22 protein-coding genes are annotated in these 22,563 nt (G+C 61.4%); 12 read left to right on the top strand and 10 right to left on the bottom strand.

The window, feature by feature from the left end:
• Positions 1-248 precede the first annotated feature (248 nt).
• Positions 249-1,460 carry an N-6 DNA methylase gene (locus GCT13_RS34085; RefSeq protein WP_143811211.1) on the bottom strand — a complete coding sequence of 404 codons (1,212 nt, stop codon included), beginning with the start codon at positions 1,458-1,460 and terminating at the stop codon, positions 249-251.
• An 83-nt stretch (positions 1,461-1,543) separates the two neighbouring features.
• Between GCT13_RS34085 and GCT13_RS34080 the strand changes: the two genes are divergently transcribed.
• Positions 1,544-1,846 (top strand): hypothetical protein, encoded by a 303-nt coding sequence (locus GCT13_RS34080; RefSeq protein ID WP_143811210.1) that lies wholly within the window; start codon positions 1,544-1,546, stop codon positions 1,844-1,846.
• Between the two features lie 601 nt (positions 1,847-2,447).
• Positions 2,448-2,786 carry an H-NS family nucleoid-associated regulatory protein gene (locus GCT13_RS34075; RefSeq protein ID WP_087740128.1) on the top strand — a complete coding sequence of 113 codons (339 nt, stop codon included), beginning with the start codon at positions 2,448-2,450 and terminating at the stop codon, positions 2,784-2,786.
• A gap of 57 nt (positions 2,787-2,843) precedes the next feature.
• Here the strand turns inward: GCT13_RS34075 and GCT13_RS34070 are convergent, their stop codons facing one another.
• On the bottom strand, positions 2,844-3,131 hold the full coding sequence (locus tag GCT13_RS34070; protein ID WP_227747148.1) for a hypothetical protein: 288 nt from the start codon (positions 3,129-3,131) through the stop codon (positions 2,844-2,846).
• A gap of 415 nt (positions 3,132-3,546) precedes the next feature.
• Between GCT13_RS34070 and GCT13_RS34065 the strand changes: the two genes are divergently transcribed.
• A complete protein-coding gene (locus tag GCT13_RS34065; protein ID WP_227747147.1) occupies positions 3,547-3,894 on the top strand; it encodes a hypothetical protein in 348 nt (115 codons plus the stop codon).
• Entirely contained in the window at positions 3,894-4,112 is a 219-nt protein-coding gene (locus GCT13_RS34060) for a hypothetical protein (RefSeq protein ID WP_087740127.1), read from the top strand. Before GCT13_RS34065 ends, GCT13_RS34060 begins: the two co-directional genes overlap by 1 nt.
• Before the next feature lie 382 nt (positions 4,113-4,494).
• On the opposite strand, the gene GCT13_RS34055 is transcribed toward GCT13_RS34060, so the two are convergent.
• From GCT13_RS34055 to GCT13_RS34040, 4 genes are all read right to left on the bottom strand, one after another.
• Positions 4,495-4,908 (bottom strand): PH domain-containing protein, encoded by a 414-nt coding sequence (locus GCT13_RS34055; protein WP_227747146.1) that lies wholly within the window; start codon positions 4,906-4,908, stop codon positions 4,495-4,497.
• A 184-nt stretch (positions 4,909-5,092) separates the two neighbouring features.
• Positions 5,093-8,200, bottom strand: a complete 3,108-nt coding sequence (locus tag GCT13_RS34050) for an LPD7 domain-containing protein (protein ID WP_152765900.1) — start codon at positions 8,198-8,200, stop codon at positions 5,093-5,095.
• Positions 8,201-8,398: 198 nt separating this feature from the next.
• Positions 8,399-8,764 (bottom strand): plasmid mobilization protein, encoded by a 366-nt coding sequence (locus GCT13_RS34045; protein WP_087740126.1) that lies wholly within the window; start codon positions 8,762-8,764, stop codon positions 8,399-8,401.
• Positions 8,765-8,766: 2 nt separating this feature from the next.
• Complete coding sequence (locus GCT13_RS34040) at positions 8,767-9,021, bottom strand: hypothetical protein (RefSeq protein ID WP_087740125.1); 255 nt, start codon at positions 9,019-9,021, stop codon at positions 8,767-8,769.
• Between the two features lie 329 nt (positions 9,022-9,350).
• On the opposite strand from GCT13_RS34040, the gene GCT13_RS34035 reads away from it, so the two are divergent.
• The 6 genes from GCT13_RS34035 (at position 9,351) to GCT13_RS51375 (ending at position 13,843) form a co-directional block, all read left to right on the top strand.
• Positions 9,351-9,875 carry a hypothetical protein gene (locus GCT13_RS34035; RefSeq protein WP_227747145.1) on the top strand — a complete coding sequence of 175 codons (525 nt, stop codon included), beginning with the start codon at positions 9,351-9,353 and terminating at the stop codon, positions 9,873-9,875.
• Positions 9,876-10,271: 396 nt separating this feature from the next.
• On the top strand, positions 10,272-10,589 hold the full coding sequence (locus GCT13_RS51635; protein WP_456093726.1) for a hypothetical protein: 318 nt from the start codon (positions 10,272-10,274) through the stop codon (positions 10,587-10,589).
• 224 nt (positions 10,590-10,813) lie between these two features.
• Positions 10,814-11,230 carry an antirestriction protein gene (locus GCT13_RS34025; RefSeq protein WP_152765898.1) on the top strand — a complete coding sequence of 139 codons (417 nt, stop codon included), beginning with the start codon at positions 10,814-10,816 and terminating at the stop codon, positions 11,228-11,230.
• A gap of 54 nt (positions 11,231-11,284) precedes the next feature.
• Positions 11,285-12,112, top strand: coding sequence for a DUF932 domain-containing protein (locus GCT13_RS34020; protein WP_152765896.1), 828 nt, complete (start codon positions 11,285-11,287; stop codon positions 12,110-12,112).
• A 51-nt stretch (positions 12,113-12,163) separates the two neighbouring features.
• Positions 12,164-12,472, top strand: a complete 309-nt coding sequence (locus GCT13_RS34015) for a hypothetical protein (protein WP_087740146.1) — start codon at positions 12,164-12,166, stop codon at positions 12,470-12,472.
• A gap of 810 nt (positions 12,473-13,282) precedes the next feature.
• Complete coding sequence (locus GCT13_RS51375; RefSeq protein WP_407670901.1) at positions 13,283-13,843, top strand: hypothetical protein; 561 nt, start codon at positions 13,283-13,285, stop codon at positions 13,841-13,843.
• A 399-nt stretch (positions 13,844-14,242) separates the two neighbouring features.
• Here GCT13_RS51375 and GCT13_RS49730 read toward each other — a convergent pair whose 3' ends face one another.
• From GCT13_RS49730 to GCT13_RS33995, 3 genes are all read right to left on the bottom strand, one after another.
• Positions 14,243-14,554, bottom strand: coding sequence for a hypothetical protein (locus GCT13_RS49730; RefSeq protein WP_227747144.1), 312 nt, complete (start codon positions 14,552-14,554; stop codon positions 14,243-14,245).
• A 112-nt stretch (positions 14,555-14,666) separates the two neighbouring features.
• Complete coding sequence (locus tag GCT13_RS50985) at positions 14,667-14,843, bottom strand: type II toxin -antitoxin system TacA 1-like antitoxin (RefSeq protein ID WP_321574805.1); 177 nt, start codon at positions 14,841-14,843, stop codon at positions 14,667-14,669.
• Positions 14,844-15,026: 183 nt separating this feature from the next.
• Positions 15,027-16,391, bottom strand: a complete 1,365-nt coding sequence (locus GCT13_RS33995; RefSeq protein WP_227747143.1) for a replication initiation protein — start codon at positions 16,389-16,391, stop codon at positions 15,027-15,029.
• 700 nt (positions 16,392-17,091) lie between these two features.
• On the opposite strand from GCT13_RS33995, the gene GCT13_RS33990 reads away from it, so the two are divergent.
• Positions 17,092-18,303: a ParA family protein gene (locus tag GCT13_RS33990; protein ID WP_087740148.1), complete on the top strand. Its 1,212-nt coding sequence runs from the start codon at positions 17,092-17,094 to the stop codon at positions 18,301-18,303.
• Positions 18,300-19,277, top strand: coding sequence for a ParB/RepB/Spo0J family partition protein (locus GCT13_RS33985; protein WP_087740149.1), 978 nt, complete (start codon positions 18,300-18,302; stop codon positions 19,275-19,277). The genes GCT13_RS33990 and GCT13_RS33985 overlap by 4 nt, the downstream gene beginning before the upstream one ends.
• Positions 19,278-20,638: 1,361 nt before the next feature.
• Here the strand turns inward: GCT13_RS33985 and GCT13_RS33980 are convergent.
• The gene (locus GCT13_RS33980; RefSeq protein ID WP_087740150.1) at positions 20,639-22,555 is read right to left on the bottom strand and encodes a phage integrase family protein; all 1,917 of its coding nucleotides are present in this window, start codon (positions 22,553-22,555) and stop codon (positions 20,639-20,641) included.
• Positions 22,556-22,563: the final 8 nt, after the last annotated feature.

Genomic DNA, 22,563 nt, shown 5'->3' with positions numbered 1-22,563 from the left:
CGCTAAAGCTCGACAGCCCGGATTGCTTTGATGATCGCGTCGGCAGACATGGTCGGCGACGTCCTCGTGTTCTTCAAGCAGTAAATTCGGAAGCCATTGGGTTCTCACCACGACCTCGATTCCCTTACGTCCCATGATCGCCTGCTGTCCGAGCAGATTCGATCATAGAACATCGTGAACTCATGCAAAGTTACTTCTGGGGCAGAACGATGGAGGCGCGGGCGGGTCTCCGGCGCAGCGCTGGCGCTCTAGCCTAGGCCGGTGGAAGCCGCGAACAAAGGCATCTTCAGCAGTTCCTGCTTGGTGACGACCGAGACGCAGACACCCTTGGTCACGCTGGCCAGCCAGGCGGGGAACGCAGGGTGCATGAATGACTCGATCACCTGCCGTCGAACCGACTCTGGAGCGCGAATGCGTAGCACATGGTCGGTGATGGGGGCGACCCCTCGTTTGACCTCCACGGGCTCCCAGCGCACGCGCGTGCCCGTTCGGCTCAAGAGGATGTCACCCGCCTCGGCCAGCACATCCGCGTCGTCGAAGTCATCGACCGACAGCGGATGCAGCTCGATGCTCGGGCCCGACACGCGGCACAGGTCCGTCGTGTGCAGTACCGCACGCTTCATGCGGTTGGCATCCGCCTTGCAATAGCGGCCACGCGTCACGTCCACGCCGCATTCGCCAAGCGTCGGAGCGCCGGTGAGGCGCAACCCCGCGGCGCTCCAGTACCGCGCATCCAACCGGTCATCATCGGCGACGGACCCGCTGTGAAGAACGGTCTTGCCTTCCATGGGGCTGTAGCGGCTGATCTCGACGTTCGTCGTCGAGCTCAAGGCCGTGTCGATGATCAGCAGCACCGTTGATGCCTCGGTGTCGCGAAACCGCGTGCCTTCGATAGAGATGACCTTGACGACGCCGTACTGGGCCAGCAGCGCGCGGCGGTACGGGCCGTAGAGCACGCCCGACGCGAACGGCGACGGCATCAGCATGGCGACCAGGCCTTGACGCTTGCGCGCCTCGACCAAGGCTCTGGCGAGGAATGCCATCTCCAAGCGCCGGACGCCGTGCCGCGACTCCACGCCTACGAAGGCGGCATCGAGCCACGCGCGATTCTCGTTCGTGGCCCTAGTCGACAGGAACGGAGGGTTGCCGACGACAGCTATCCGCCGGCGCGGCACCTGTCGGAGTGCGGGGAAGCGCGTCGATAGTCCATCGCCGAGACGAAGGCGCAGGCGGCCGTCGGCGGCCTTGGCGCGGATGATCCGCAACTCGTCGCAGTCAATGCCGTGCAGGCTGGCCTGCCGCCATCGGCGCGCGATGGCCAGCAACAGGGCGCCGTCGCCCACCGCCAGATCCACGGCCGAAGTGATGGGCCCACGCAGCTCGCTAGCGATGAGCTTGGCCACTGGCTCCGGGGTCATGTGTTGACCCAGCGTGTCTTTGAACTTGTCGGCTCTACCCATATTTTGATATTATCACCAATATGCCACGTACGCAACGATCCCCGACTGTGTCACAAGCTGTCTCCAAGCGACTCGTCGCTGTGATGGATGAACTGGACCTGTCGATGTCTGCCGCTTCGCGGGCCCTCAACTATAAGAACTCGTCGACGATGCATGCTGTGCGTGCCGGAAAGGTGTTGCCGGACATCTCCCGGCTGACAATGCTCGCCAAGAAGCATGCCGTCAACCTGCACTGGTTGATTACGGGCGAAGGCGAGCGGTACTTCTCCGCAGGGCTGCCTGCCTCCGCTTCGCAATCGAAAATTGATGTTGATATTATCAATAAGGCTCTCCAGTTATCCGAGGCGAAGAAGCGCGCGCTGCTCGTCCTGCTTGAGGCGCAGTAGTGTGTGAGCGGTGCCGAGATTCGCGTCATGCACTTGGATCGAGGCTGACGAGCGCAAACGGGCGTTGGCAACTCCAAACTCCCGTCCGCTATTCATCGGGCGTAGCAACGTCTCAAACCACGCTGGCCAATGCGGCATGTCGCGTTTGAGGTCACTATACCGCACAGCCTTGGCCTCCGGCAGGAGGATCGTTGTGCAGGTCGAGTCCTTGCTAAGGTCACTTCCGAGGGGAAAGGTCAGAGCTGACACAAACCTACAGGTATTCCATGCGCCGCTACGCCCCGTTATTCGCCTATGCAGCCAACGCTCTGTTTCAAAGCGTAAGCGGCGCGGTGGCGAGATGAGCTGCCGACGCGTCAGCCGCTATACGGCGAGCTCACGTTTTTTCCGAAAATGTGTGTCTCGATGACATTATTAAGATAAGTTTTCTTATTTAGAGTCGATGTCGCTTGGCGGACACTGACCATCCACATCGAGCAGAAGTCGAACCCATATGTGGCGTACGTTCAGGCGTCGAGAAGTCACGGCACGATGCGGGGCAGCGGAACGACCTCGGTCGGTGCGGATATACTTTGGGCCATCACACTCCGCAACTGATCTCATGAAAGGAATTAAAATCGCCGACGGTGAAGCCAGGGATCGCCTGATCATCTGGATCCGCCGTCGCATGGAAGAATTTGGTATCTCGATCGAAGCATTGGCCGCTTCGATTAAGCACGACGAGGCGCACCCGCCTCTATACCGCGATGCACGGGGACATGAGTGGAACGGGGTCGGCGACATGCCCGACTGGCTGCTCGCCGCGAAAAACGCCGGCGTTAGTCCTGAATTCTTCCGGATCGAAACAAGGCCGAGCGCATCGACGCCAATTGCAACGCAACCCACAGTAGCTCAGGCAACCGTCGATCCTCGCCAGCTCGATCTTTTCAACGCAACGTGATCGCCACGCTCCGCAGTGCATCTGGGTATTCAGCACCACCGGGACTGACAGGGTGTGCTACGACATATCTGCCGGGTCGTTCTCAGGAACAGGCGAACTCGCGGTTCCTGCAAGAAACTGCCTGAGACGTTTCTCCGCGTGAATGACCTTGTGGAGCGGTGCGCTCGCGAGTTGCGAATCGTGTAGCGCGAGGAGGCGCTCGAAAACAGAAACAGTATCCTCCGCGAGCACCCATTCATCCGACACGTGCGCTAGTTCCAGCGCAGCCTCCACAGCATATTCCGCTGTCTTGAAGCTCCCGACGGGTTCCTTCCCGTAACCTTCCTGCTGAAGAAACCACGCCATATATACGGTCCTCATCAGTTCGTTAAACAGATGCCGGTTCCCGTGACCATCCCTGCAGGCGACGAGAGCAAGATGAGAAGACAGTGACTGTTCGCGCACAGACGCCTCTGCCATCGGCAATAACATTGCCTTCGTGAGGTGCTTCCGGGATCCGGAAGCACTGGTCCCGCGTCGCTTTGAACTCATTTCGTGTATCAATGCAAGTGTCACTGCAGTCATTCTAGCGAAATAATTCTATCGCGCCGGCAAATGCAGGCTTGCATTCACATGCGAAAATGTACTGCTCGCGCAGGTAGTATCCGCGCCTCGAATATTCATCGATCGAGAGCGTGACGCGAGCATATCGGCGTCAGACTGTGTCGCTCAGTATTCGAAACCGGCATGTCACATCGCACCTCTCCAGGAGAACAGGCGGATGACGAAGACAATCAGGTACGGCCTGTTCTTTCTGGCAATGGGATCGCCCGCGTTTGCCGGCGCGCGCTACGTTGAAGTATGGAATCCACCCGAAGCGCACAGTGCAATGCAGTCGCGACAATCCATCTACAAGACGCCGAAGCATCGACGCGCGGGTGTCCGCATTGCGCACCACGGGTTGCGTCACCGGGTCGTCGCGGCGGCGCCAGGCCCGAAAGCATCCGTCACGGCCGTCGAGCACCGCGCTCATGAGCCGCGGTATGAAGAAATTCCGCGCCAGATGACACCTGAGGGCAATGTGCTTCGCGTCGATGGACGTCGCGCACGGGCTGAGGTCGAACGCTGATGCGAAGCGAAAAACACAAGGGCTACACGCTCTGGGGACATGCCATCCTCCAGCAGAAGGAAAGTTCACAGCGCGAACGCTACGCTGCCAGCGGCACGATCACGCTGGACAACAAGGTCGTTGAAGCTTCGGGTGTACTCGGCGAGTTCGGCACGGAAGACGAGGCAGAGCTGGCCGGGCTCAGATGGGCGCGCGCATGGGTGGATAGTTTCAACTGATGTGCCGCCCGTCGTCCCGTCGCCCTTCTCATAGACGCCGTCATCCTTGACGGGATCCCCGAGCAGGAACCAGCAGTGCTTCTAACGATGCTGTCACGGAAACGCGATTATGCACGGCAGAATAGCAGCCCCTGAGCTCACCCTGCCCGCTCGCCGGCGCGACGGGTACGCCGATCATGCGGTATGAGAGCTCGATGTGCGCCGTATCCAGCTACCCGTCCGCGTAGCGCTCATATCGCGTCTCGCGCTCGACGAGCAATCGGGCGATCACGCGACGATCCGTTTTGTTGCGATCCATGACCTCGAGAACGAGCACACGGGGCTTCTTTCCCGGACCTTCATTGATTTCCAGTGTCGGTAACATTCCCGCTCCAGCGACAGGTCATCTGATTGCTGCAACGATAGCGCAGAAGTCGTCCACCTGGATCCGGCCCATGTTGAATTCCCGAATGCCTTTCGCGTCGCGCAGCGCGATCGCCGCACGGTTCAGGCTATCGCGTAACTGCTCCGCATCACGCATCCCTGGCAAACGCCAGTGCGGGTTGTTCGAGTCGCTGGTCAGCGCGATCACGATGCCGATCCCGAACGGTCGCTGCCACCACGGATGCAGCGACGTCACATCCTGGATGCGGAAGAGCTCAAGGCTCTCGACCCGCCGGCTGAAAATGCCCTGACGGCAGGTAATTCGCGCGGCGTCGATGATGATTTCCGTGCAGGCGTTCGCAGGTACGCGAGCACGACACTCGCCGCTATGACCACCAACGCAATCAGGAGCGCATACCACGGCACGGGCCAACGGGTTGCCGCGTACAGAAAGGCGGCGAATACGATGATCGCGCCAACGACGCCTTTGAGATACGCAGGCAGATTCACGACCTGCGACGGCGTACCGCTGAAAATGATCTCTTCGACGACAGTCACAGCACGTTCGCGGTTCACGGTTGCAAGCCGGGGCATTCGATTCCTCTTGGGTGGATGGTTCATTGTTCGACGTCGGGTCCGCTGGCGGGCCCGCTCTCCTGACCGGTAGTGGGACCGCTAGCGGAACCGGGATCGGACACATCGGGATCATTAGGCAGCTGGGTGTCCCCATTTGGGGTGGGCGGATCGCGACCGACAGGTAGTTGCGTTTCACGTACTGTCTTGCGTAGCTCGTCACGCTCCCAGGCGTCGCGCTCGCGCTGCCCCGCCCGGCGTTCATCTGCTTCGGCATCGAGCTCGGCAAGTCGGATCTGGCGGATGTGCTCCAGCTCCGGCTGTTCAAACACGATACGCATGCGGGTGTCAGCGGCCACCCGTGCCGCTGCCGCCTGGAAAGCCTCGGGACCGGACAGCGATAGCGTGGCGCCGAACTTCTGCTGCGCGAAACGCAGCGCGATCTCGATTGCTTCGCGTTCGCTATCCCATAACCGCAACGTGCGCCCCTCGTCGACGAGGAACGCCGCGCCATCCTTGTGGTAGTCAACCTCACCGGTCGGCCGCACCTCGTACGTGATTGACGGTCCGTGGTAGATCAGTTCGTTGTGGTCAGCGTGAGGCCTTGGCCCTGGACCGGGCAAGGGTCCATTGAAGGTCAGAATGTTTTCGTCGTCCGCACGCCGGAGCAGCTGGAGGACCTGCTGCATGCGTCGCAGTTCACGTAGCGCCCGTGTGTCACCAGCCTGCGCGCGCTCCTGCAGAAAATCCCGGTACTGGTCGGTGACTGGTTGCCGCCCTGCACCTTTGAGCGCGTCACGTTCCTTTGCGATACGATCGCGTAGCGCAGCCTCGGACTCAAGGCGCGTCACGCGTGCGGCTGACAGTTGATCTCGCCGCTCGAGTGCAGACAGATCCCTGCGATCCGTCAAGGTGCTGCGAGCCTTGTAGAAGACTGCCTTGATCGCACCACGCTGGTTCTTCTCGCGCTGGGTCTGCTCATCCCACGCGCGGCGCAGCCCGTCGCGATACGCGGTACGCCACTGCTGGAATTCAACCCACAGGTCACGCTCAGGCGTATGACGCGGCGCATGCCCGGGGCTGCGTCCGGTCTGCGCACGATACGTGCCGCGTAACAGTTGTGCGGCCTCCGCCCAGGAGAGACTCATCTCTTTGGTCAGGAAGTCGGACACGTTCAGATTGCGTGCACCGGCGCGGATACGGTCACCTCCGTCGGCGCCCTTGCCGATGCTGTACTTGTCAACGATCAGCCCATGCGAATGCGCCAGTGCGGCGAGCAACCGGCTCGCATCAAGTGTCGCCCGGATCTCCGCAAACTTCGTGCGCTCGCTTCGGGTACTGCGCGACTCCACGAGGTCCCGTGCAAACTGGTCGCGAACGGTATCGGCTTTCCGGCCGGTCGATGGCCTCGCGCGCGAGTTGAAGGTGGCGGCGATCTCATTGACCTCGCGCGCTGCTAGATCAAAGGGAAGCGACCCGACCGCATCCAGTGATGGGACATCCGTGAGATGGCGGATGGAGTCGTTCGGACCGAAATCCTTCGGCACCTGTCCACCGCCGAAGGCAGGATTCAGCCCGAACGGCTCACCCGGTTGTCCGCGATCGTCAAACGGTCCACCGGCCCGCATGAATTTGTCAGCGGCCGTTGCCGTCAGCTGCGCCCGACCCGCATCGTCCGCCGTGTCCCACACGCCGTACATGCGCGCGGTGATTACGTCGAGCAGCGACGGATTGCCTGGGGCTAACCGGCCTCTTCCCGCTCGCTCGCGATCGCCAGTCCATCGCAATTCGTCAATTCGGTCGGCTTGGTGGTTTCCCAACTCCAGTAGTGCATCAGCCGGCAGAAGCATTTGACGTCGCGCGGCGTCGCCATCCACACCGCGGCCGGGCACACCTCGCATACCGTGTGCGGATCGGGACGACGGGCCGGGTCGATCGAGGCGAGCGTCAAGGTCGTGATCCGCTCCCCTTCTCCACTTTCGCCACGGGTCCCTGCGTTCGTGTTCCGCGAGCGGCCCGCGCCACTGCGGGTCCCGCCCGTGTTGCCACCGCCGCTCCCAATCTCGCCAGTCTCCTGGTCCACCACTGCTTCGTCCTGTCCGCTCATCAAGTCCTCCTGCTGCGTCATAGAACCGCTGTTCGCGATGCTCGAGAATGCGCCGCTGCTCAGTCGGCGACGCGGCCTGATACGTCTTGTAGAAGCTGCTACCGCTATTGAGATACTTGATCTCCCGTGCGCGCGTGTCAGTCCACTCATACAGCGCATCGAGATAGTGCTGCTGCGTCGCACGCGGTACGCCCGGTTCGATGTACTCGGCATGCACGTTCCGGTCGAGCGCGTCACGCTTGCCGTCAGAACCGAGTTCGATGAATTCGCGCGAAAACACGAATTCCCTGAGATTGACGCCCTTCGCCGCACCGGGCGGCTTGACGTTTTCGTACTCACCGTCGCGACCCGCGTTGCGGGTGCGTGTTGCGCCGAACTCGTTGAGCATCGCCCGGAAATCTTCATAACGGGTGATGTCACGCGACATCAGCGCCTCGAGGATCGTGGCCTTCAGCTCGCGGTTCATCGGCTCGAATACGTCGCCCTTGTACCGGCTGATCATTTCCGACGCATCGGTGAACTGCACACGGCGGTTATCTTTCGGACTCGCCAGTCCGTATTTCGCGTTGATATGTTCCTGGAATGCTTCGAGGAACCGGTGATGCCGGTCGACCTTGCCGAACGGCTCCAGCCGATGCCCGGTCAGCAGGTTCACTTCAGGGATCACGACATGAAGATGTACCTTGCGTTCAACCAGCTCGCCACTGCGCCGGTCAGCGTAGCTCTTGAGCCGTGGAACATGCGCTTCCGCATAGAAGTTGTATTCGTCGGGCCGGTAAGCAACAAAGGCGAAGGCTTCAAACTCCCGCACGATGTCCGCGAGTACCTCACGTGAAACCTCGTCCTCCTTGAACGAAAGCGTCACGTTGATATAGCGCTCGGCTGTCGTATCCATCGACTGGATGATGTCGTTTGTTAGCGTCAGATCCCCTGCGAGGATCACGCGCTCATCCATCTCGTCGCGCTCGAAATCACGGTCCTGCTTCTGGCCGTCTTCAAGATAGGCCTTGATGCCGTCGTGATAACCGCGAACCCGGATCAGCATCGCTCACCCTCACTGTGGCGCACATCAGAACGACGATCGCGAAATGCGAAGCAGCAGTATTCATGCACGATGGGTGACGGTCGCATGGCCTCGCTATGTCGCTCGACGCACAGTGGCGTCGTCGGCGTGACGACGATTGGTTGACCTATGCGATCGATGTCCATGTCCGCTTGTTTCCGTACCTGTATCCGTATCCGGTCAGTCCACTTTCTCGAGCGTGTTTTTCAGATAGCGCGAGATCATCTGCAGTTGCGTGAGCAGCTGCTCGTAGGTCGCTTCTGACAGATCACCGCTCAGGTGTTCCGAGTTCGCGCGATGCGCGATCTGGTTCAGATTGTTGCTCGTCTTGTTGAAGATATAGAGCAGGCGCTTACGGTCCGCACTGGCCACCGGTCGTGCGATCACCTGCGTCCGGTTAGTGAGCACCGCCTGCCGGAAAAATTCCGACTGCGTCAGCCCGCTCCGGTTCACCTTCTCAAGATAGACCGCACGATCCGCATCCGACAAGCGAAACGCAATCGGTTTGCCGAGCCCTGCTCCATCGTTGCTCTTTTTGCGTGGCATGATCAGAGCCCCACGGGATGCGTCCAGTCTGCCGACTGCCCTGGCAGATCGAATCGAGTCATGTCGCCGTCAATCGGATGCGCGCGGAACTCATACGTCGGCCAGTGCGCTCCGCATTCGCATAACGCGCGCATCGCCTGATCGCCCGTCATGGGATGTGTATAACCCGCCCACGGCAGATACTGCCACCGCATGTTGCACGCGAAGCCGCTCGGCTTCATCACACGCTGGATCACCCACTCGCTGGTCGGAATCATAGGAAAGCGCCTCCTATTCGTATTGCATACCAGGCAGTGCTGAATGTTGCCGACAGACTCGTTGGCGCGATTGACGCGGTGCCGTGGCCCGCGTCGGGGTTGCAAAGGGGCCTTGCCCCTTTGGCACGAGATATTTTACGAAGCGCGTAGCGATCCGTAAACATATCCGACGTGCCTCGCACCGACACTGCATGGCAAACACTGTAGCATCGATATTGCACGTTTCAAGCATCAATTCGCATAACTAAAGCTTTACTCACCACGCATTTTTGACTATTTAGCGCTTTTGTAGCACCATCAGTCAGCGTTGACTATTCGCAGACCTCGCCATGCCGCTGACCGACCTCGCCGCCGTTGTCGAAGACCTGCTCGATGCGCCCGCAACCAGCACCACCCGCTCCGAAACCGCGCAGCTTGCCGGTCTGATCGACCAGATCGATGCCGCCATGGCGCGCGGCGTCTCCAGGCGCGAACTCCACGCACGTTTGCAAAAGCGCGGCCTCACCATGAGTCTCCCCGTTTTCGACAACGCCCTGCACCGCATCCGCAAGCGCCTCGGCCGATGTGCACCAAACCGCACACATGCGCCGTTCAGCCGTCCTGCATCGCCCGCACCCACCCCTGCGCCCGCCGCCCCTGTCAGGCAGGTAGCACCCGCGTCGCACGCCTCCACGTCTTCCACTTGCTCGCCTCGCGCGGGTATCAGGACGCTCGATGAACTCGCTGCCGAAAACCCGCACCTGTCGCGCATGCAGTTGATCAAGCTCGAAGCGCAGCAATACGACCAGCCGCTGCTTTCCAGCACTAGACTCGATGAAATAGCACGCAAATACGGCAGATCACCCAGGCGCTGAGCCGTACCGCACTGCCGCGTTGCGCCGAGTCGGGCCTCTCTCCATGCATCCTGCATGGGTCGTCGTGGCCCTCGATACGGGCGCGCGGCGCGCGCAACACGCATACTTGTGCACACAGGCCAACAAGCATTGCAGAGGAGCCCGGTCAACCCGGCGTGCGGTCCCGTACCTCTTTTCTCCCACTCCCACAGCAAAGAGCCGCCGGGGTGAAGGACCGACGGCTTCTGCAGGCTCACCTTCCAGGCGACGCTCTCCGCCATGTCGTCGGCGTTCGACACCAGCGCATCGCGTTACGTGTGTATGTCGATCCGGATTGCATGCTCCGCGAACTGCCGCAAATAGACTTCCTCGAACACGACTGGGACCATTCGGACCATCAGCACTGCGAGCGCCACGTTGGACCGCGTCATCAGTTCCGCCTGCACCGCAGCCGTCCGGTGCGCGGTGAGCCGTCTGCAAAGCTTCGCCGTCGCTCACGACCAGCATCGGCACCTGGTAGTCCGTCGTAATACGGCCCTGGGAAAACAGCAGATCGAGCGCGGCGAGCCGCCGCTGCCCCGCGCACACGCTAAGTTTCGGCAATTTCCCGCGCCCTTTGATCTCGTGCACAAGGAGGTTCTGCATCAGCCCAGGCCCTGCAATCGTTTCGGCGAGCACCTCGATCCCGGTCGGCGCTTTCTTGCGTTCAGGGGAGAGAGGATCAACCGCGAATAGGGCGCGTATTTAATAGTTGTGCGCACAACCTTATGTTCAGAGACAGTTTGCATCAGAGTTTCCTCCGGTTAGCGGCCCGAGCGGGATGCCCGGCCGCACCGACACGCTAGGGCATATACCCCTACATGACAACCGATTTTCCTTGTTATATAGGGCGTAGTGCCCTACAATGGTACTCAGATAACCCAGGCAGCCCGCCTCGGGTGTCTACCCGGAGATCTCCGATGACCACTGAAGCTGAAACCCCTATTGCGTCTGCCGTCGTCCCCGATGAACTGCGCCTGAACGTCCTGCCGCGCTTTCTCGGCTGCCACTACCTGGCCGGTGAATCACTGCTGTACGACTGGGCGGCCCGCCTGTGCCGCAGCTACCAGGGCGGCCTGTGGCACTTCTTCACGCTGTCCAATGGCGGCTTCTACATGGCCCCGGCTGACTCGGCGCGCGTGCATGTGCGCCGGCACCTGAACGGCTACAGCGACATGATGGGCGCGGACGCCTTCGGCATCACCGTGACCCTGTTCGCCCTCTGCCACCTCGCGGAAAGAACGCTCGACGATGCCATCGCCGACCGCTATCACCAGTTGCGCGTGTTCGCCACGCAGCACGTGGAGGCCGCCAATATTCTCCGCGCAATCGACTGATCCACCGGCCCCGGCCCGCGGGGTCGGGGCTGCTCCTTTCATTGGGGGAACAGCATGAATACGCTTGCCAGCCGCTTTAGCCGTAACGCCCTCGCCCTGCGTTCGGACCGCCCACTATCGAATGACGAGATTGCGCAGGTCGCGCCGTCCATCCTTGCGCAGGCCGCACATGAAAGCCGCTCCGCGCGCTACAGCTACATCTCGACCATTGATGTGCTCGACGCCTTGCGCAAGGAAGGCTTTCAGCCCTTCATGGTTTGCCAGACACGCGTGCGCAACGAGGGAATGCGCGATTACACAAGGCACATGCTCCGGCTAAGGCATGCCGAGCAGATCAACGGCAAAGAAGCCAACGAAATCGTGCTGCTCAATGCGCACAACGGGACCTCAAGCTGTCAATTAGTGGGGGGCTGCTTCAGGTTCGTCTGTCAGAACGGCATGGTGTGCGGCGACACCATCGCCGATATCCGCGTGCCGCACAAGGGCGACGTGGTCGGCGAGGTCATCGAAGGCGCGTTCAGGATGCTCGACAGCTTCGAGGCCGCTGCAGAACAGCGCGAGGGCATGATGGCTTCGGTACTTGATGAGGGCGAGCAGACGGCCTTCGCCCGTGCGGCGCTCGCGCTACGGTACGACGAGGGCAAGCCCGCGCCGGTCACCGAACGTCAACTACTCGCGCCACGTCGCGTAGAGGATCGCGCACCGGATCTCTGGAGTACTTTCTCGCGCGTCCAGGAAAACATGATTCGCGGCGGTCTGCATGGCCGCAACGCGAATGGGCGGCCCACGACCACACGCGCCGTCACCGGCATCGATCAGAACGTCAAACTTAACCGCGCCCTGTGGGTACTTGCTGACGAACTGCGCCGCATGCGCGGCTAACCGGGATGCCTGGCCTGCGGGCCGGCCTCTTCCCTGACATGGGGATATCAAATGGATACGCTCAACACCCGTCCCACGTGGCTCGCCGCGCTGCTGCCGCTACTGGCTGTCTGGCAATATGGAGACCGAAGCATCGTGCGCGGCGAACTATACCGCATGGCGTTGTCGGCTGACGCTGCCGCGCATTCCGCCGACGCACTGAAGCGCATCGCCGACATGCTCGACCTCGACACCAACGCCATTGACATGCACCTTGAGGAGCTTCGCGCGATTGCACGTTCAGCGCTCGCCACCTTCGAGCGGCTGCCGCCCTCCGCGCCGGTTGCGATGCCCATCGAAGACCGGGGCCACCTGCAATGACGACCGTCAAGAAACGTGTCCAGAACGGGTCAGCGGCGATGTGCTGGATACCTCGGTCGGCGACCACTCCATTCCTGAAATCATGCCCTTTTGCGGACCGTTTGACTTCACCTGCGAGATTGCACGTATGTCCTGCTCCGACGTGACGATTATTCACAACGGGCTGTATGAGGTGCGGATCCCTGACTGACCACCTCGCCCGCGCAACAATTGCGCGGGCCGGTGAGGCTGACATGACTAGCGTCTTGACCATTACCGGGATTGACCAGGTGATCCACTACTGTGTGCTAGGCAATCACCCGGCGTAGACGGCGCGCTCTATGCTAAACCGCGTCTGACGTTGACATGTACGGACGGATCGTCGACGAGCCCGTGCCTGGGTTCGATGTCGCCAGGTGCAAGCCCAAACAGACGGCCGCGATTCGCTTGGCGCTGTGCAGCGCAAGCTATCGCCGTGACGGCAAGGCCTGAAATCCGGGGCGGTCTTCGCGGGCCGCCCGATCGCGCATGATGCGTCGTAGGCGGGCAGCACCGGGTGCCCGCGCGGACCCTCCCTCCTGCAGGCCGGAATCGGGATAATCACGGGCATATCGCGCGCGCCGCGCGCCCGGATCGAGGCGCCTAGGGCCCGCGCCGGCAGGCATGGGGTGCGCGCCGGCGCGCCGCGGATCGCGGCGGGACGATCCGGTTCCGGCACCGGTGGACCGCCGGTCGGGGTCGTCAAGCGCCCGGTGGGCGCGTGAATCCCCCACGGCGAAGCCGTGGGGGCTGGAGTGCAATCGCATCAACCGACAACGGGAAATTTGATAGATGAACGAACGGACCACTATCCGGCCGGCGTGTCTGCGCCCAGCCCATGACTTCTGGGTCCGCCCAGAGGCCAACGAGGTGCGCGAAGTACTGCGCCTGGGAAAGCTGAGCGGCGCCGCGGCTGCTCAGCTGCTGGGGCTGGGTTCCGCCGGATCGCGCACGATCCGGCGATACACGGGAGGCGACGCCCCCATTCCGTATGCCAGTTGGGCCATTCTCTGTGATGTGGCCGGATTGGGCCGCATCTGGCGCAATCCGCCCGAAAGCGGTTCGGACACGGCAGACGACTCCGCTCAGGCGGCCGCCTCGGCACGCTTCAGTTCGCAGTTGAAAGTCTTCGACGGGGCAGAAGATGTGATTCACGCTACCTGGGCAGGCGAGCTCGAAGCGACAGTCACACACATAGCAGAATGTCGCGATGCGCTGGTGCGCATGCGACAGATTGCGCATGCGATCGCCGTATCCGCGTCCCATGGCGATGAGCTCGAAACGCTACACAAGCGCATCGCGAATGCCTACGACCAGCTGAAAGTGATCCTTGGCTGGGCGGAACTGGACTAGCAATACCTATCGGGAGTCAGACTGGGAGGTAAGGAATCGTGCGCAAGCAATGGCGCTCCGTCATCTCGGGTCTCGCCGCACGCGACGCAGTGTCGGCGTCGTAATACAGGCGTGCGATCGACTATCGGCACGCGCCGCACGAACGCACGCAGTGCAGCGGAATCCGCGTTCAGGTGCGTTGAGGGTGCTGCGGCGCAGCTGCGAGCGGTTCGCGATGGTCAAAGCGCGGCCTGCAGGTTGGACAGCGTAACCATCAACATCATCGGATCGAGCGGCGATGGCTCGAACCCGACCCGCTCATATAAAAGGTCCGTGCGTCCGTTGACAGTGCATGCACGATCAGGCCGCGAATGCCGATCGTGCTGACCGCCTGCACGACGCGCTGACCAGCATCACGTATCAGGGCCCGACCGGGCTCCCGCCCTGCAGTGAGCGGTCTTCCGCGAGGCGACCCAGCACCACCACAGGAATGAGGTCCGGGATATTGCGGCGAAAATGCCCCGGCGCGTCATCCAGGGCCACGGCGCCCGACGCGAGCGCGTAGTACGCCAGCACCCGCTGGCCGTCGCAGGCGACAAAGGTCCGGGAGGCCCCGCTTTCCGGATTTTTCAGCACGCGGTGCTTCAGCCAGTGGTCCAGACTCTCGACTCCCGAAGGGAAGGCCTCCAGCTCGTGCTGCGCGCCAAGCGGCTCGGGCGCGCGCACCGTCATGCGGGAGCATCCCAGGGCGCCGGCGTCTGCATGGTCCGGCGCAGCCGCTCAATCGGCCGCGGTGGCATGTCGAGCCGCGCCGGTAACGCCGCATCGGCGTCGGGGCTGGCCGTCATCCCACCTGGTCGAGCAGCGCCTCTTCGGCCGCCGCCCGCGCGGCGTCGAGAATGAAATCGGTGCGGTTCTTGCCGCGCGTTCTGGCGGCCCGGTCAATCAGGCCGAGGTCCTCGTGCCGGATCTGGATGTTCAGCGTTTCGCGCTTCGGCGGCGCCGGATCGCCGGTAGTCACAACAGGTCACTGACGGAAAACGCCGGTATAGCAGATCGCAATAACATCGTCATTACGATCTGCTGCAAAAGTGCGGGCGTTGACAAGCGCTCCTTGGGCGGCGATCCCGGGGCGGAGCGCGCACTCATGCGAGCCGAAATCGGCGCCACGGTGACGGCAGTATGGAGACATTGACGCTCGAAGTCAGGACCGGCCCGAAGGCAGGAGTCTTTTCATCTTCGCGTGCACGTGCGAGCCGAATGCGTCTGCGACGACCCGGTTCACTGAAAGAATATTGTCGGGGCTAAGCAAATCCCGTGATACGCCCTGCCTTTCGATAAGTCTCTGCTGGAGGCGTTGGCTGACGAAGGAATGGAAGAGGTCCCTCCGGAGGCCGCTGTCAGCAGACTCAAAGAATTCACGGCCCGCCCTGATTTCAGAATTCAGTTTGAAAGTTGCCTTTTCGGCCTCGACCTGAATGCTCGCCTGCACCATTGCTTCTGCAGCGGTACGGCCGCGGATTTCCTTCTGGGTAGCCTCCAGCTGCCTCACCTGGATGGACGCCATTCTCCGGTCGGCATCGCCTAGGCGGAAATTGCCGTCGAGCGCCCTGAAAAGATAACCCTTCGGGCTTTTCGTCACCTTACCTAGGTTCAACTTGTGCCGGGTGTACTCGATGGCCTGCTCAAGGCGCTCATCGGTCCAGACGTGGCGGTTCTTGGCGAGCATCTCAAAATCTGGCGTGTCAAACGCAAACTCGTTGTGGAGTAGGAGGTACATGTCGTCCTGGATGCCGGCCCGTGCTGCGTCTGCACCTCGCTTCTTCCTGAAACGAAATCGGATCTTGAGTTTCTCTGGCGGCATGCGCTCCGCGTTCGGTTCCCAGTTCACTTCAAAGTCGGAGACTTCATTGAGCTGAATCATTGCCGGCTCAAGAAACCGCTTCTTGAATTCCTTGACTTCCTTACGTGACTCGCCGACCTTCCCTGGCCATTCCAAGACCTCTTCATATGCGAACCACTCCGTCACCCCATGACCTTCACATGGAATGAGCCGATCGTAGATAGCACGGGCCAGCGACAGGGAGAAGGCGGTCGAAGCACGCAGGCTGAGCCAGTGCGCCTTATACGGGCTGATGAGATACTTGATTACCCTGCCGGCCAACAGGATGCAGACGACGTTGCGCTCGATGTAGCAATCACCCAGCAGACTGATCGTCCCCCACGAGTCTTTCTCGGTCAGCTCCTCGATTGATGGCGCTGTCATGATTTCCACGCGTGCCTTCGCCGCAGTTCTCATCTGTGCGATGAGATGGCTGTGATTCCGGCTGTCGTATCGCATCAACCATTTGAAGTAGTTGACGTCGGCCGTGAACGTGTACACCTTGTCATCGACAAGTTCATCTGGCGACTTCGTGGCAACGATGAAATAGGCCGCGTCCAGCACGCGGCGAGCGGCGATGCCCAGACCACCAACCCGCGTGAAAATGTTGTTGCGCAGAAAACCAATGTCCCTGCTCGCCTCGTGAATGGGTGTGCCAACCGCGGACATGTCTTCGTAGATGTCCAAGGCGAGCTGATGCGGGGTAGCGGGAGGGGTTCGATTTTCCATTCGTCAGGTTCGGCGCCAACCCCTGGCACTCTATCAGCCGGGTATCGCCTGTCAACACAAAAACCGCCCCCGACCAGACCTGATAAACCGAGCACAAAAACAGCCCCGCCCCGCTCTACTCATCACAATTTGCGACCCGGTTTTCACAAAGAACGTCCTACCCTGCCTATTTTCCGCCTGTGCGGTCACAAAAACCGTCCCACAGATCCCAAAAACCGTCCCAGAATGTCAAGATTGCATTGATTTTAAAGGATTTATTTTTCCTAGTTTGTTGGTTTGCGGGTTTTATGTTTACAAGAACCAAACAAACGAAGGAAAGGGGAGGCAGAACCTGGCCGAGATGCGGTTAGCTAAGCCTTTGAAAACACGGACAATTTTGTCATATAGCCGCGCAGCACAAAAACCGCCCTCGGGGTGCTTTTTGTGCTCTGATTCCAGCTTCGGAGGCGGGTAGCTACCGGAAACGGCAAACCGGACGCGCTGAGGCACGTCGTGCGCGTGGTTAAGCGATCCGCCGTCGAGCAAAAAAGGTCACGAAAAATCAGGGGTTTGGTGGCGGTTCTTGAGGGATGAGATAAAAAAACTGACTGATTACAACCCTGTTTACGCGGATTCGTGTATTCTGCGCTTCGACGTCAATTCAAGGGGAAAGCGCAGAATGGCTAACGTAGGCACCTTACCGATGGAAGACCGAAAGGTATCGCTTCGAGAAGTAGCGGAGTTCGCTGACAATCTCGAACCCTTCTCCGATAACTTGCGAGAGCAGATTCTCGCACCACGGCCGCGCAAGGTCGCGCCGATTTACACGATCAGCGAACTAGCCGAAATGTGCAGTCTGACGCGTCAACAAATCCAATATCTGGTGACTAGGGACGATGCAAGTCTGCCGACCGGGACGCTTAACGGCAATGGTCGCAGTCGGACGTTTACCCTGCCCGAAGTACGCGCTTGGGTAAAGATGGCTTCCGACGTTTACCAGACGCGGCTTGGAAACGAGGACGGCAACTTCAAGGGCAAGGTGCTCACTACGGCACAATTGAAAGGTGGGTCTGCGAAGACTACAACAACAGTCTGCCTCGCGCAGGCTCTGACGCTGCTCGGACGAAATGTACTTCTCATCGACCTTGATCCGCAAGCATCTGCATCGGAACTTTGCGGACTGTACGCGGAGAAGGAGATTTCCGGTGAAGATACTGTCTTGCCGTACATCTATGACCACAACATTGAGGGCGGTCTAAGTGGGAAAGTGCAGTCGACTTACTGGGACGGTCTCGACATCATCCCGGGTCATACGTTCCTGTATGGCGCGGAGTTTCTGCTGCCCGCCCGGCAGAAGACAGTTCAGGGATACCGGTTCTGGGCAGTACTGCGGCAGGGACTTGAACCGCTCCGGTCGCAGTACGACTACATACTGATCGATACGTCTCCATCATTGTCCTACATGAACCTGAACGCACTGCTCGCGGCCGATGCACTTGTGATGCCCATGATCCCGGAGAATCTGGACTTCATTAGCTCCCTGGCGTTCTGGCGCCTGTTTTCGGACGTCGCAGAAGACTTTCTTCCGTACGAGGAAGACAAAGTCTATGAATTCATTTCCATTCTGCTGTCGAAAGTGGACTACGGGAAGACGTCGTCTGCACCAGTGGTCAGACAGTGGGCGCAAAGTGCTTATGGGCGGTGGCTTGACCCATTTGAGATTCCATCGAGTTCGGTGATGAGCGGGGGAGCCCTGTCATTTTCGACGGCGCTCGATGTCGTCAGCACGCATTCGACGGCCAAGTCGTTACAGCGTGTCAGGCAGCCTATGATGCAGTACGCGCGATGGCTGGACGACATGTTTGTGAAATCCTGGAAGGAGTCGGCATGAGCAATAACATCCGCGAACAGCTGATGGCAAAGACGGCCAACCTGCCAACGCCTGCTGACTTTAAGGATGGGGGCAAGAAGGACAAAGGCGGTCGGGGACCGCAAACAATGCCTGGCATCACGAGCGCGCTTGCTGCGGCCCAACTGCGTATCCAGGAGCTGGAGTCGAAGGGCGTCGATACGGAGATCGCGGTAAGCACCATCGTACCGAATCCCTGGCAGCCGCGTCGACAATTCAACGAGGCGAAGCTCTCGGAACTGGCCCGCTCGATTGCCGAGGCTGGCTTGCTACAAGCCGTCACTGTCCGCCGGGTTGGGGAGACATTCCAGCTGGTTGCTGGTGAGCGGCGCTGGCGTGCGCACAAGCTTCTCAACCGGGAAAGCATCCGCGGTGTCGTTATAGAGTGCTCCGACGAGGACATGGCGGCCTTCGCACTCATGGAAAACGTCACCCGCGACGATCTCTCAGACTATGAGATTGCAATTGCGGTCCGTCGCGCGGAGAGCGAATTTCCGAATCGTACCCGCCTAGCGGAAGTGATGGGCGTAACCCGCAACGAACTCTACAAATTCCTGGCATTCGATGACTTGCCTGACTTTGTCAAGCGGGACCTGGACCTGAATCCGTCCGTGCTGGGTGCGAATTCGGCTCAGGATATCGCGAATGTCCTGAAGAAGACGGGAGAGGCGGGATTGAAGGCACTGAAGGAGTTATGGCCGCTCGTGCTCGGTGGTGACCTGGTGCAGACGAAGGTGGGGGCCTCCATCACGGCGCAGGTGTCGCGCGGTCTCGCGCCGAGCGACGCGGGCGGACGAAGCATCTTGAAAATCTTTGCTGGCAAGGTCCAGGCCGGCAGTATCACGAAGGATGTCAAGGGGTTGACGTTCAAGTTCAAGGCCGGGGTCATGACGGAGGAGCAGGAGAGCGAGCTTCGAGAGCACATCGGGAAGATGTTTTCGATCCGGCCGGAGTGAGCCGCGTTGTCCGATACATGTGCGGTGGGGGTGGGGTCATGGTAAGCAGGCGTGCCGGGCGGAACAACGACGCGGGCTCGCACCTGTCTCACATCCTCGCTCGTGACTAGTTCATGCGCTGCGCCCGCTAGTATAAGGACAAGAATGTATCGCATGAGGGGTGCGCTGAAGTGAGCACGTCATAAGTCCCTCGTTGATGTAACACTGAGCCTGAGCCGGTGACTGCTTGCCCGGAACTCGGCTCGATGGCACGGCGATACGTCAGATGGCAGGTCGACGGAATGCCGGTCGGGACACAGGTTAAAGCGGCGCCGCGATCCGAGCCCGCTACGTCTCACAAGGCATTTCCCGTCCGATAGGCGAAAGACGCGGCGCGGCAGCGGCAATCTGCACTCCTCATCCGCCAGGAGATGCCACGTTTCTCAGCGCAGCGCCCTGTCCCTCGACGAATCCCAAGCGGTGCTACGGCGCTGCGCAAGGGAGATGTGGCCCATGCGAACTGCCGCGATTGAAGCGGCCAAACCCGACGGGAAGTGTTCTAATTCGAACAACCCAAGTCGCTGGGTTGCCGCCCACCTTCGGCGTTCTAATTAGAACACGCGCAGAATGTCCTTGCTCGCCGTGTGCCTGTAGGACTTCAGCAGCGCATATTAGTTCTGCAGCGTTGATTTGGGGGTTGCGAGGGTTGCAACACCGTACTCATCATCACCGCGGGTGACGTCCCACCCGATCGCGCGTCGTCGGCGAAGCCGTAACGCTGGGTCAGCAGTCAGCCAGCGTAGGAGCGAACGGACCTGTTGTACTCCAAGTCTCGGCAACGCCCCGCGTGCCTGATCACGTGGATATCGGCCATCGAGCGTTGTACGACTCTGCCAGGTGGGATGGTCGTGCGCAGCGTCGCACAACCACGGTTCGAGGCGTGGCCGCGCACCTGTTCTATTTAGAACACTCGCAAGCGTTCTTTTCAGGTATCAGGCTTGATGATTGGCAGCGGACCCCAGTGTTCTAATTAGAACACTCACGCATTCAGGGCGTTCGTCACGGTCAGCGCTCGTGCCGCGCCGACGCGAAGGAAGTAGCCGATATGATCTGCAGATTTGTGAGCCGCTGGATGGTCTGCCCAGTTCGAGCTTACACTGATGAGAAGCACTTTTGAGTGGGCTTGTCCGCGAGCGGCCAGTGCATGGTGCAATGCCGGATCGGAGCCTGAGTCTTGCGTCTCACGGACTTTCCAGTCCTTTCACGAATTTCGCCCTATCTTGCGTTTCGGTCGCGCAAGGCAGGGACAACGCAATCGCACTCGTGCCCGTTTGTCCCCGGCACCCGGGAGGTCCTTCAGACGGGCGGTCTCTGACAGCGGCTTATGTCTGATCAGGTCGGCGATGGACCGCGGACCCGTCTAGCGCCGCATTAAAAAACCGCTCGACCGCCCGGTACTGCCGCGCCGCGTCGCCCTTCGTATAGCAAGTGGTGGTCGCCAGACTCGCGTGTCCCAGCCCCGACTGAACGTCGCGCAGATTGCTGCCCGCATCGAGCGCGTGGTTGGCGTGCGTGTGGCGCAACCAGCGGGTGCTGGCGCGTCGTAGTTCGGTCGCGGCCCCCGGATTGGCGCCCTCCAGCTGCTGCGCTGCGCGTTCGAAAATCCGCTTGTACAGACGCGCCAGCGCGTCTGGCGTCAGCGGCAGGCCCGTTTTCAGGTGGGCGATGAGGGGCGTCGCGCCGGGTGCGGTCTCGAGCGTGAGCGGGGTCGGGCGGCGCTGCAGCGTGCGCGAGAGCGCGTCCATCAGCCGGTGCGGTATCGGCACCTGACGTGCGCGCCGGCCCTTGCCTTCCACCTGCAGCGCCCAGGCGTCATCCAGCGCGGCGTCGAGGACCTTGCGGGACAGGGCGCCCGTGGTCGCGGCGACCAGTTCCGCGCGGCGCAGTCCCGTCGCATAGGCGAGCAGCAGCGCGAAATGGTCGCGCTGCTCCGCCGGCGAGGGGGCTGGCCGGCTGACCGTCTGCAGCACAAGGCGCCACTGCGCGTGCGTCAGTGTGCGTCCCGTTGCGTCGAGCGCCGGCCTCGCGCTGCCGACCTTCGGAAGGTCGTGGAACGGGTTGACCCGCAGGTATTGCTGCCCGACCAGCCAGTTGAACATGGCCGACAGCAGCTTGCGGGCGATTTCACGGCTGTTTTCCGGCAGCGGCTTGGCAAAGGGCCGCCACGCGGGATCGAACCGTTCTGCCTTGCCGTTGCCGATCCACCGCTTTGCCGGCTGCGGATCTGCCAGAAAGCCGTTGACGTACTCGCCGACATCCTCCGCATGCAGCGACGACACCGGCTTGCCCTTGACCATCAGGGTCCACAGCAGCAGGCGTTCTGCCTCGCGCCGATAGGCCCGCGCGGTGTGCGCACTGCGGGCGCCGGCGATCGCTATCCAGGCCTGAATGGCGTCCAGATCGGTCGTGATTGTCGCCTGATGTGCAGGCAGCGGCGCCCGATTGAGACCGTGCGAGCCATCCAGTTCCGATGGGACCCGCAGCGATTCCAGCGGCACGACGTCGACTGATGTCCCCAACCGGGGTGGTCGCGCGAGTGCGGGATGGCCCGCCGGGAACTGCCGGCGCGGCGTGAGCGCGAGCGGCGGAAGCTCGCCCACTGACCCGGCATGCAGCGCAAGCCAGGCCGTAATGCGCTGCGCGCCCTTGGGCCCGAGCCGGGGCACGGCGGTGTACCAGCGCTGCCGCCGCTGGCGGATCAGCGTGAGCAGATCGGCGAGCGTGGTCTGCCCCGCCGCGGCGAGGCGGGCGGCGACTGCGGGCTCGAACCAGCCGTCGAGCGGGTGGTCAGGGATGGGCGCCTCGGCGAGGGTTGATTCCATGCGGGCGAGCGCCGCAGTCTGACGCGCACGCAGCCGTGCATTGCGGACGATTTTCCGGTCGACGCGCGGCGACGCCGCAGGCGGGAAGTCGGCACGGTACAGCTCGAGCAGTTCCGCTTCGCCATAGACGCAGTCCGGGTCCACCTGCTCGCGGTACGCCTCCAGCGTCGGAACGTCATCGCGGCCATGCAGGTCGGCTGCCGGAATGCTGCCGGGTTTCAGGCGCAGCAGGTGAGCCGCCTCGGTGTCGCGCGCGCGTCGCGCAGCGGCGGCCAGCGCATCGCGCAGTGTCGCGATGAGCCGCCGTGTCGCGCGTACGTCGGTCGCCGCGTCGCCATAACTGCGGTGCAGCTGCTCGACGGACACACCATCGAGGTAGCCGCGGTACAGCGTGAAGTGCTGCCGGGTGAGTCGCATCGGTCGTC

The sequence above is a fragment of the Paraburkholderia franconis genome, from assembly GCF_009362735.1.
Lineage (GTDB): Bacteria > Pseudomonadota > Gammaproteobacteria > Burkholderiales > Burkholderiaceae > Paraburkholderia > Paraburkholderia franconis.
Note: the sequence above shows the minus strand (reverse complement) of the source record. Positions and strands in the feature narration are given on the sequence as shown.

Coding starts and splice junctions, on each gene's coding strand:
- GCT13_RS34085 (WP_143811211.1), bottom strand. CDS start 1,460: ATGGGTAGAGCCGACAAGTTCAAAGACACGCTGGGTCAACACATGACC.
- GCT13_RS34065 (WP_227747147.1), top strand. CDS start 3,547: ATGACGAAGACAATCAGGTACGGCCTGTTCTTTCTGGCAATGGGATCG.
- GCT13_RS33980 (WP_087740150.1), bottom strand. CDS start 22,555: ATGCGACTCACCCGGCAGCACTTCACGCTGTACCGCGGCTACCTCGAT.
- GCT13_RS51375 (WP_407670901.1), top strand. CDS start 13,283: ATGAACGAACGGACCACTATCCGGCCGGCGTGTCTGCGCCCAGCCCAT.
- GCT13_RS34045 (WP_087740126.1), bottom strand. CDS start 8,764: ATGCCACGCAAAAAGAGCAACGATGGAGCAGGGCTCGGCAAACCGATT.
- GCT13_RS34015 (WP_087740146.1), top strand. CDS start 12,164: ATGGATACGCTCAACACCCGTCCCACGTGGCTCGCCGCGCTGCTGCCG.
- GCT13_RS49730 (WP_227747144.1), bottom strand. CDS start 14,554: ATGACGGTGCGCGCGCCCGAGCCGCTTGGCGCGCAGCACGAGCTGGAG.
- GCT13_RS34075 (WP_087740128.1), top strand. CDS start 2,448: ATGAAAGGAATTAAAATCGCCGACGGTGAAGCCAGGGATCGCCTGATC.
- GCT13_RS34020 (WP_152765896.1), top strand. CDS start 11,285: ATGAATACGCTTGCCAGCCGCTTTAGCCGTAACGCCCTCGCCCTGCGT.
- GCT13_RS33985 (WP_087740149.1), top strand. CDS start 18,300: ATGAGCAATAACATCCGCGAACAGCTGATGGCAAAGACGGCCAACCTG.
- GCT13_RS34035 (WP_227747145.1), top strand. CDS start 9,351: ATGCCGCTGACCGACCTCGCCGCCGTTGTCGAAGACCTGCTCGATGCG.
- GCT13_RS34025 (WP_152765898.1), top strand. CDS start 10,814: ATGACCACTGAAGCTGAAACCCCTATTGCGTCTGCCGTCGTCCCCGAT.
- GCT13_RS34080 (WP_143811210.1), top strand. CDS start 1,544: ATGGATGAACTGGACCTGTCGATGTCTGCCGCTTCGCGGGCCCTCAAC.
- GCT13_RS34050 (WP_152765900.1), bottom strand. CDS start 8,200: ATGCTGATCCGGGTTCGCGGTTATCACGACGGCATCAAGGCCTATCTT.
- GCT13_RS34040 (WP_087740125.1), bottom strand. CDS start 9,021: ATGATTCCGACCAGCGAGTGGGTGATCCAGCGTGTGATGAAGCCGAGC.
- GCT13_RS34070 (WP_227747148.1), bottom strand. CDS start 3,131: ATGGCGTGGTTTCTTCAGCAGGAAGGTTACGGGAAGGAACCCGTCGGG.
- GCT13_RS34060 (WP_087740127.1), top strand. CDS start 3,894: ATGCGAAGCGAAAAACACAAGGGCTACACGCTCTGGGGACATGCCATC.
- GCT13_RS33990 (WP_087740148.1), top strand. CDS start 17,092: ATGGCTAACGTAGGCACCTTACCGATGGAAGACCGAAAGGTATCGCTT.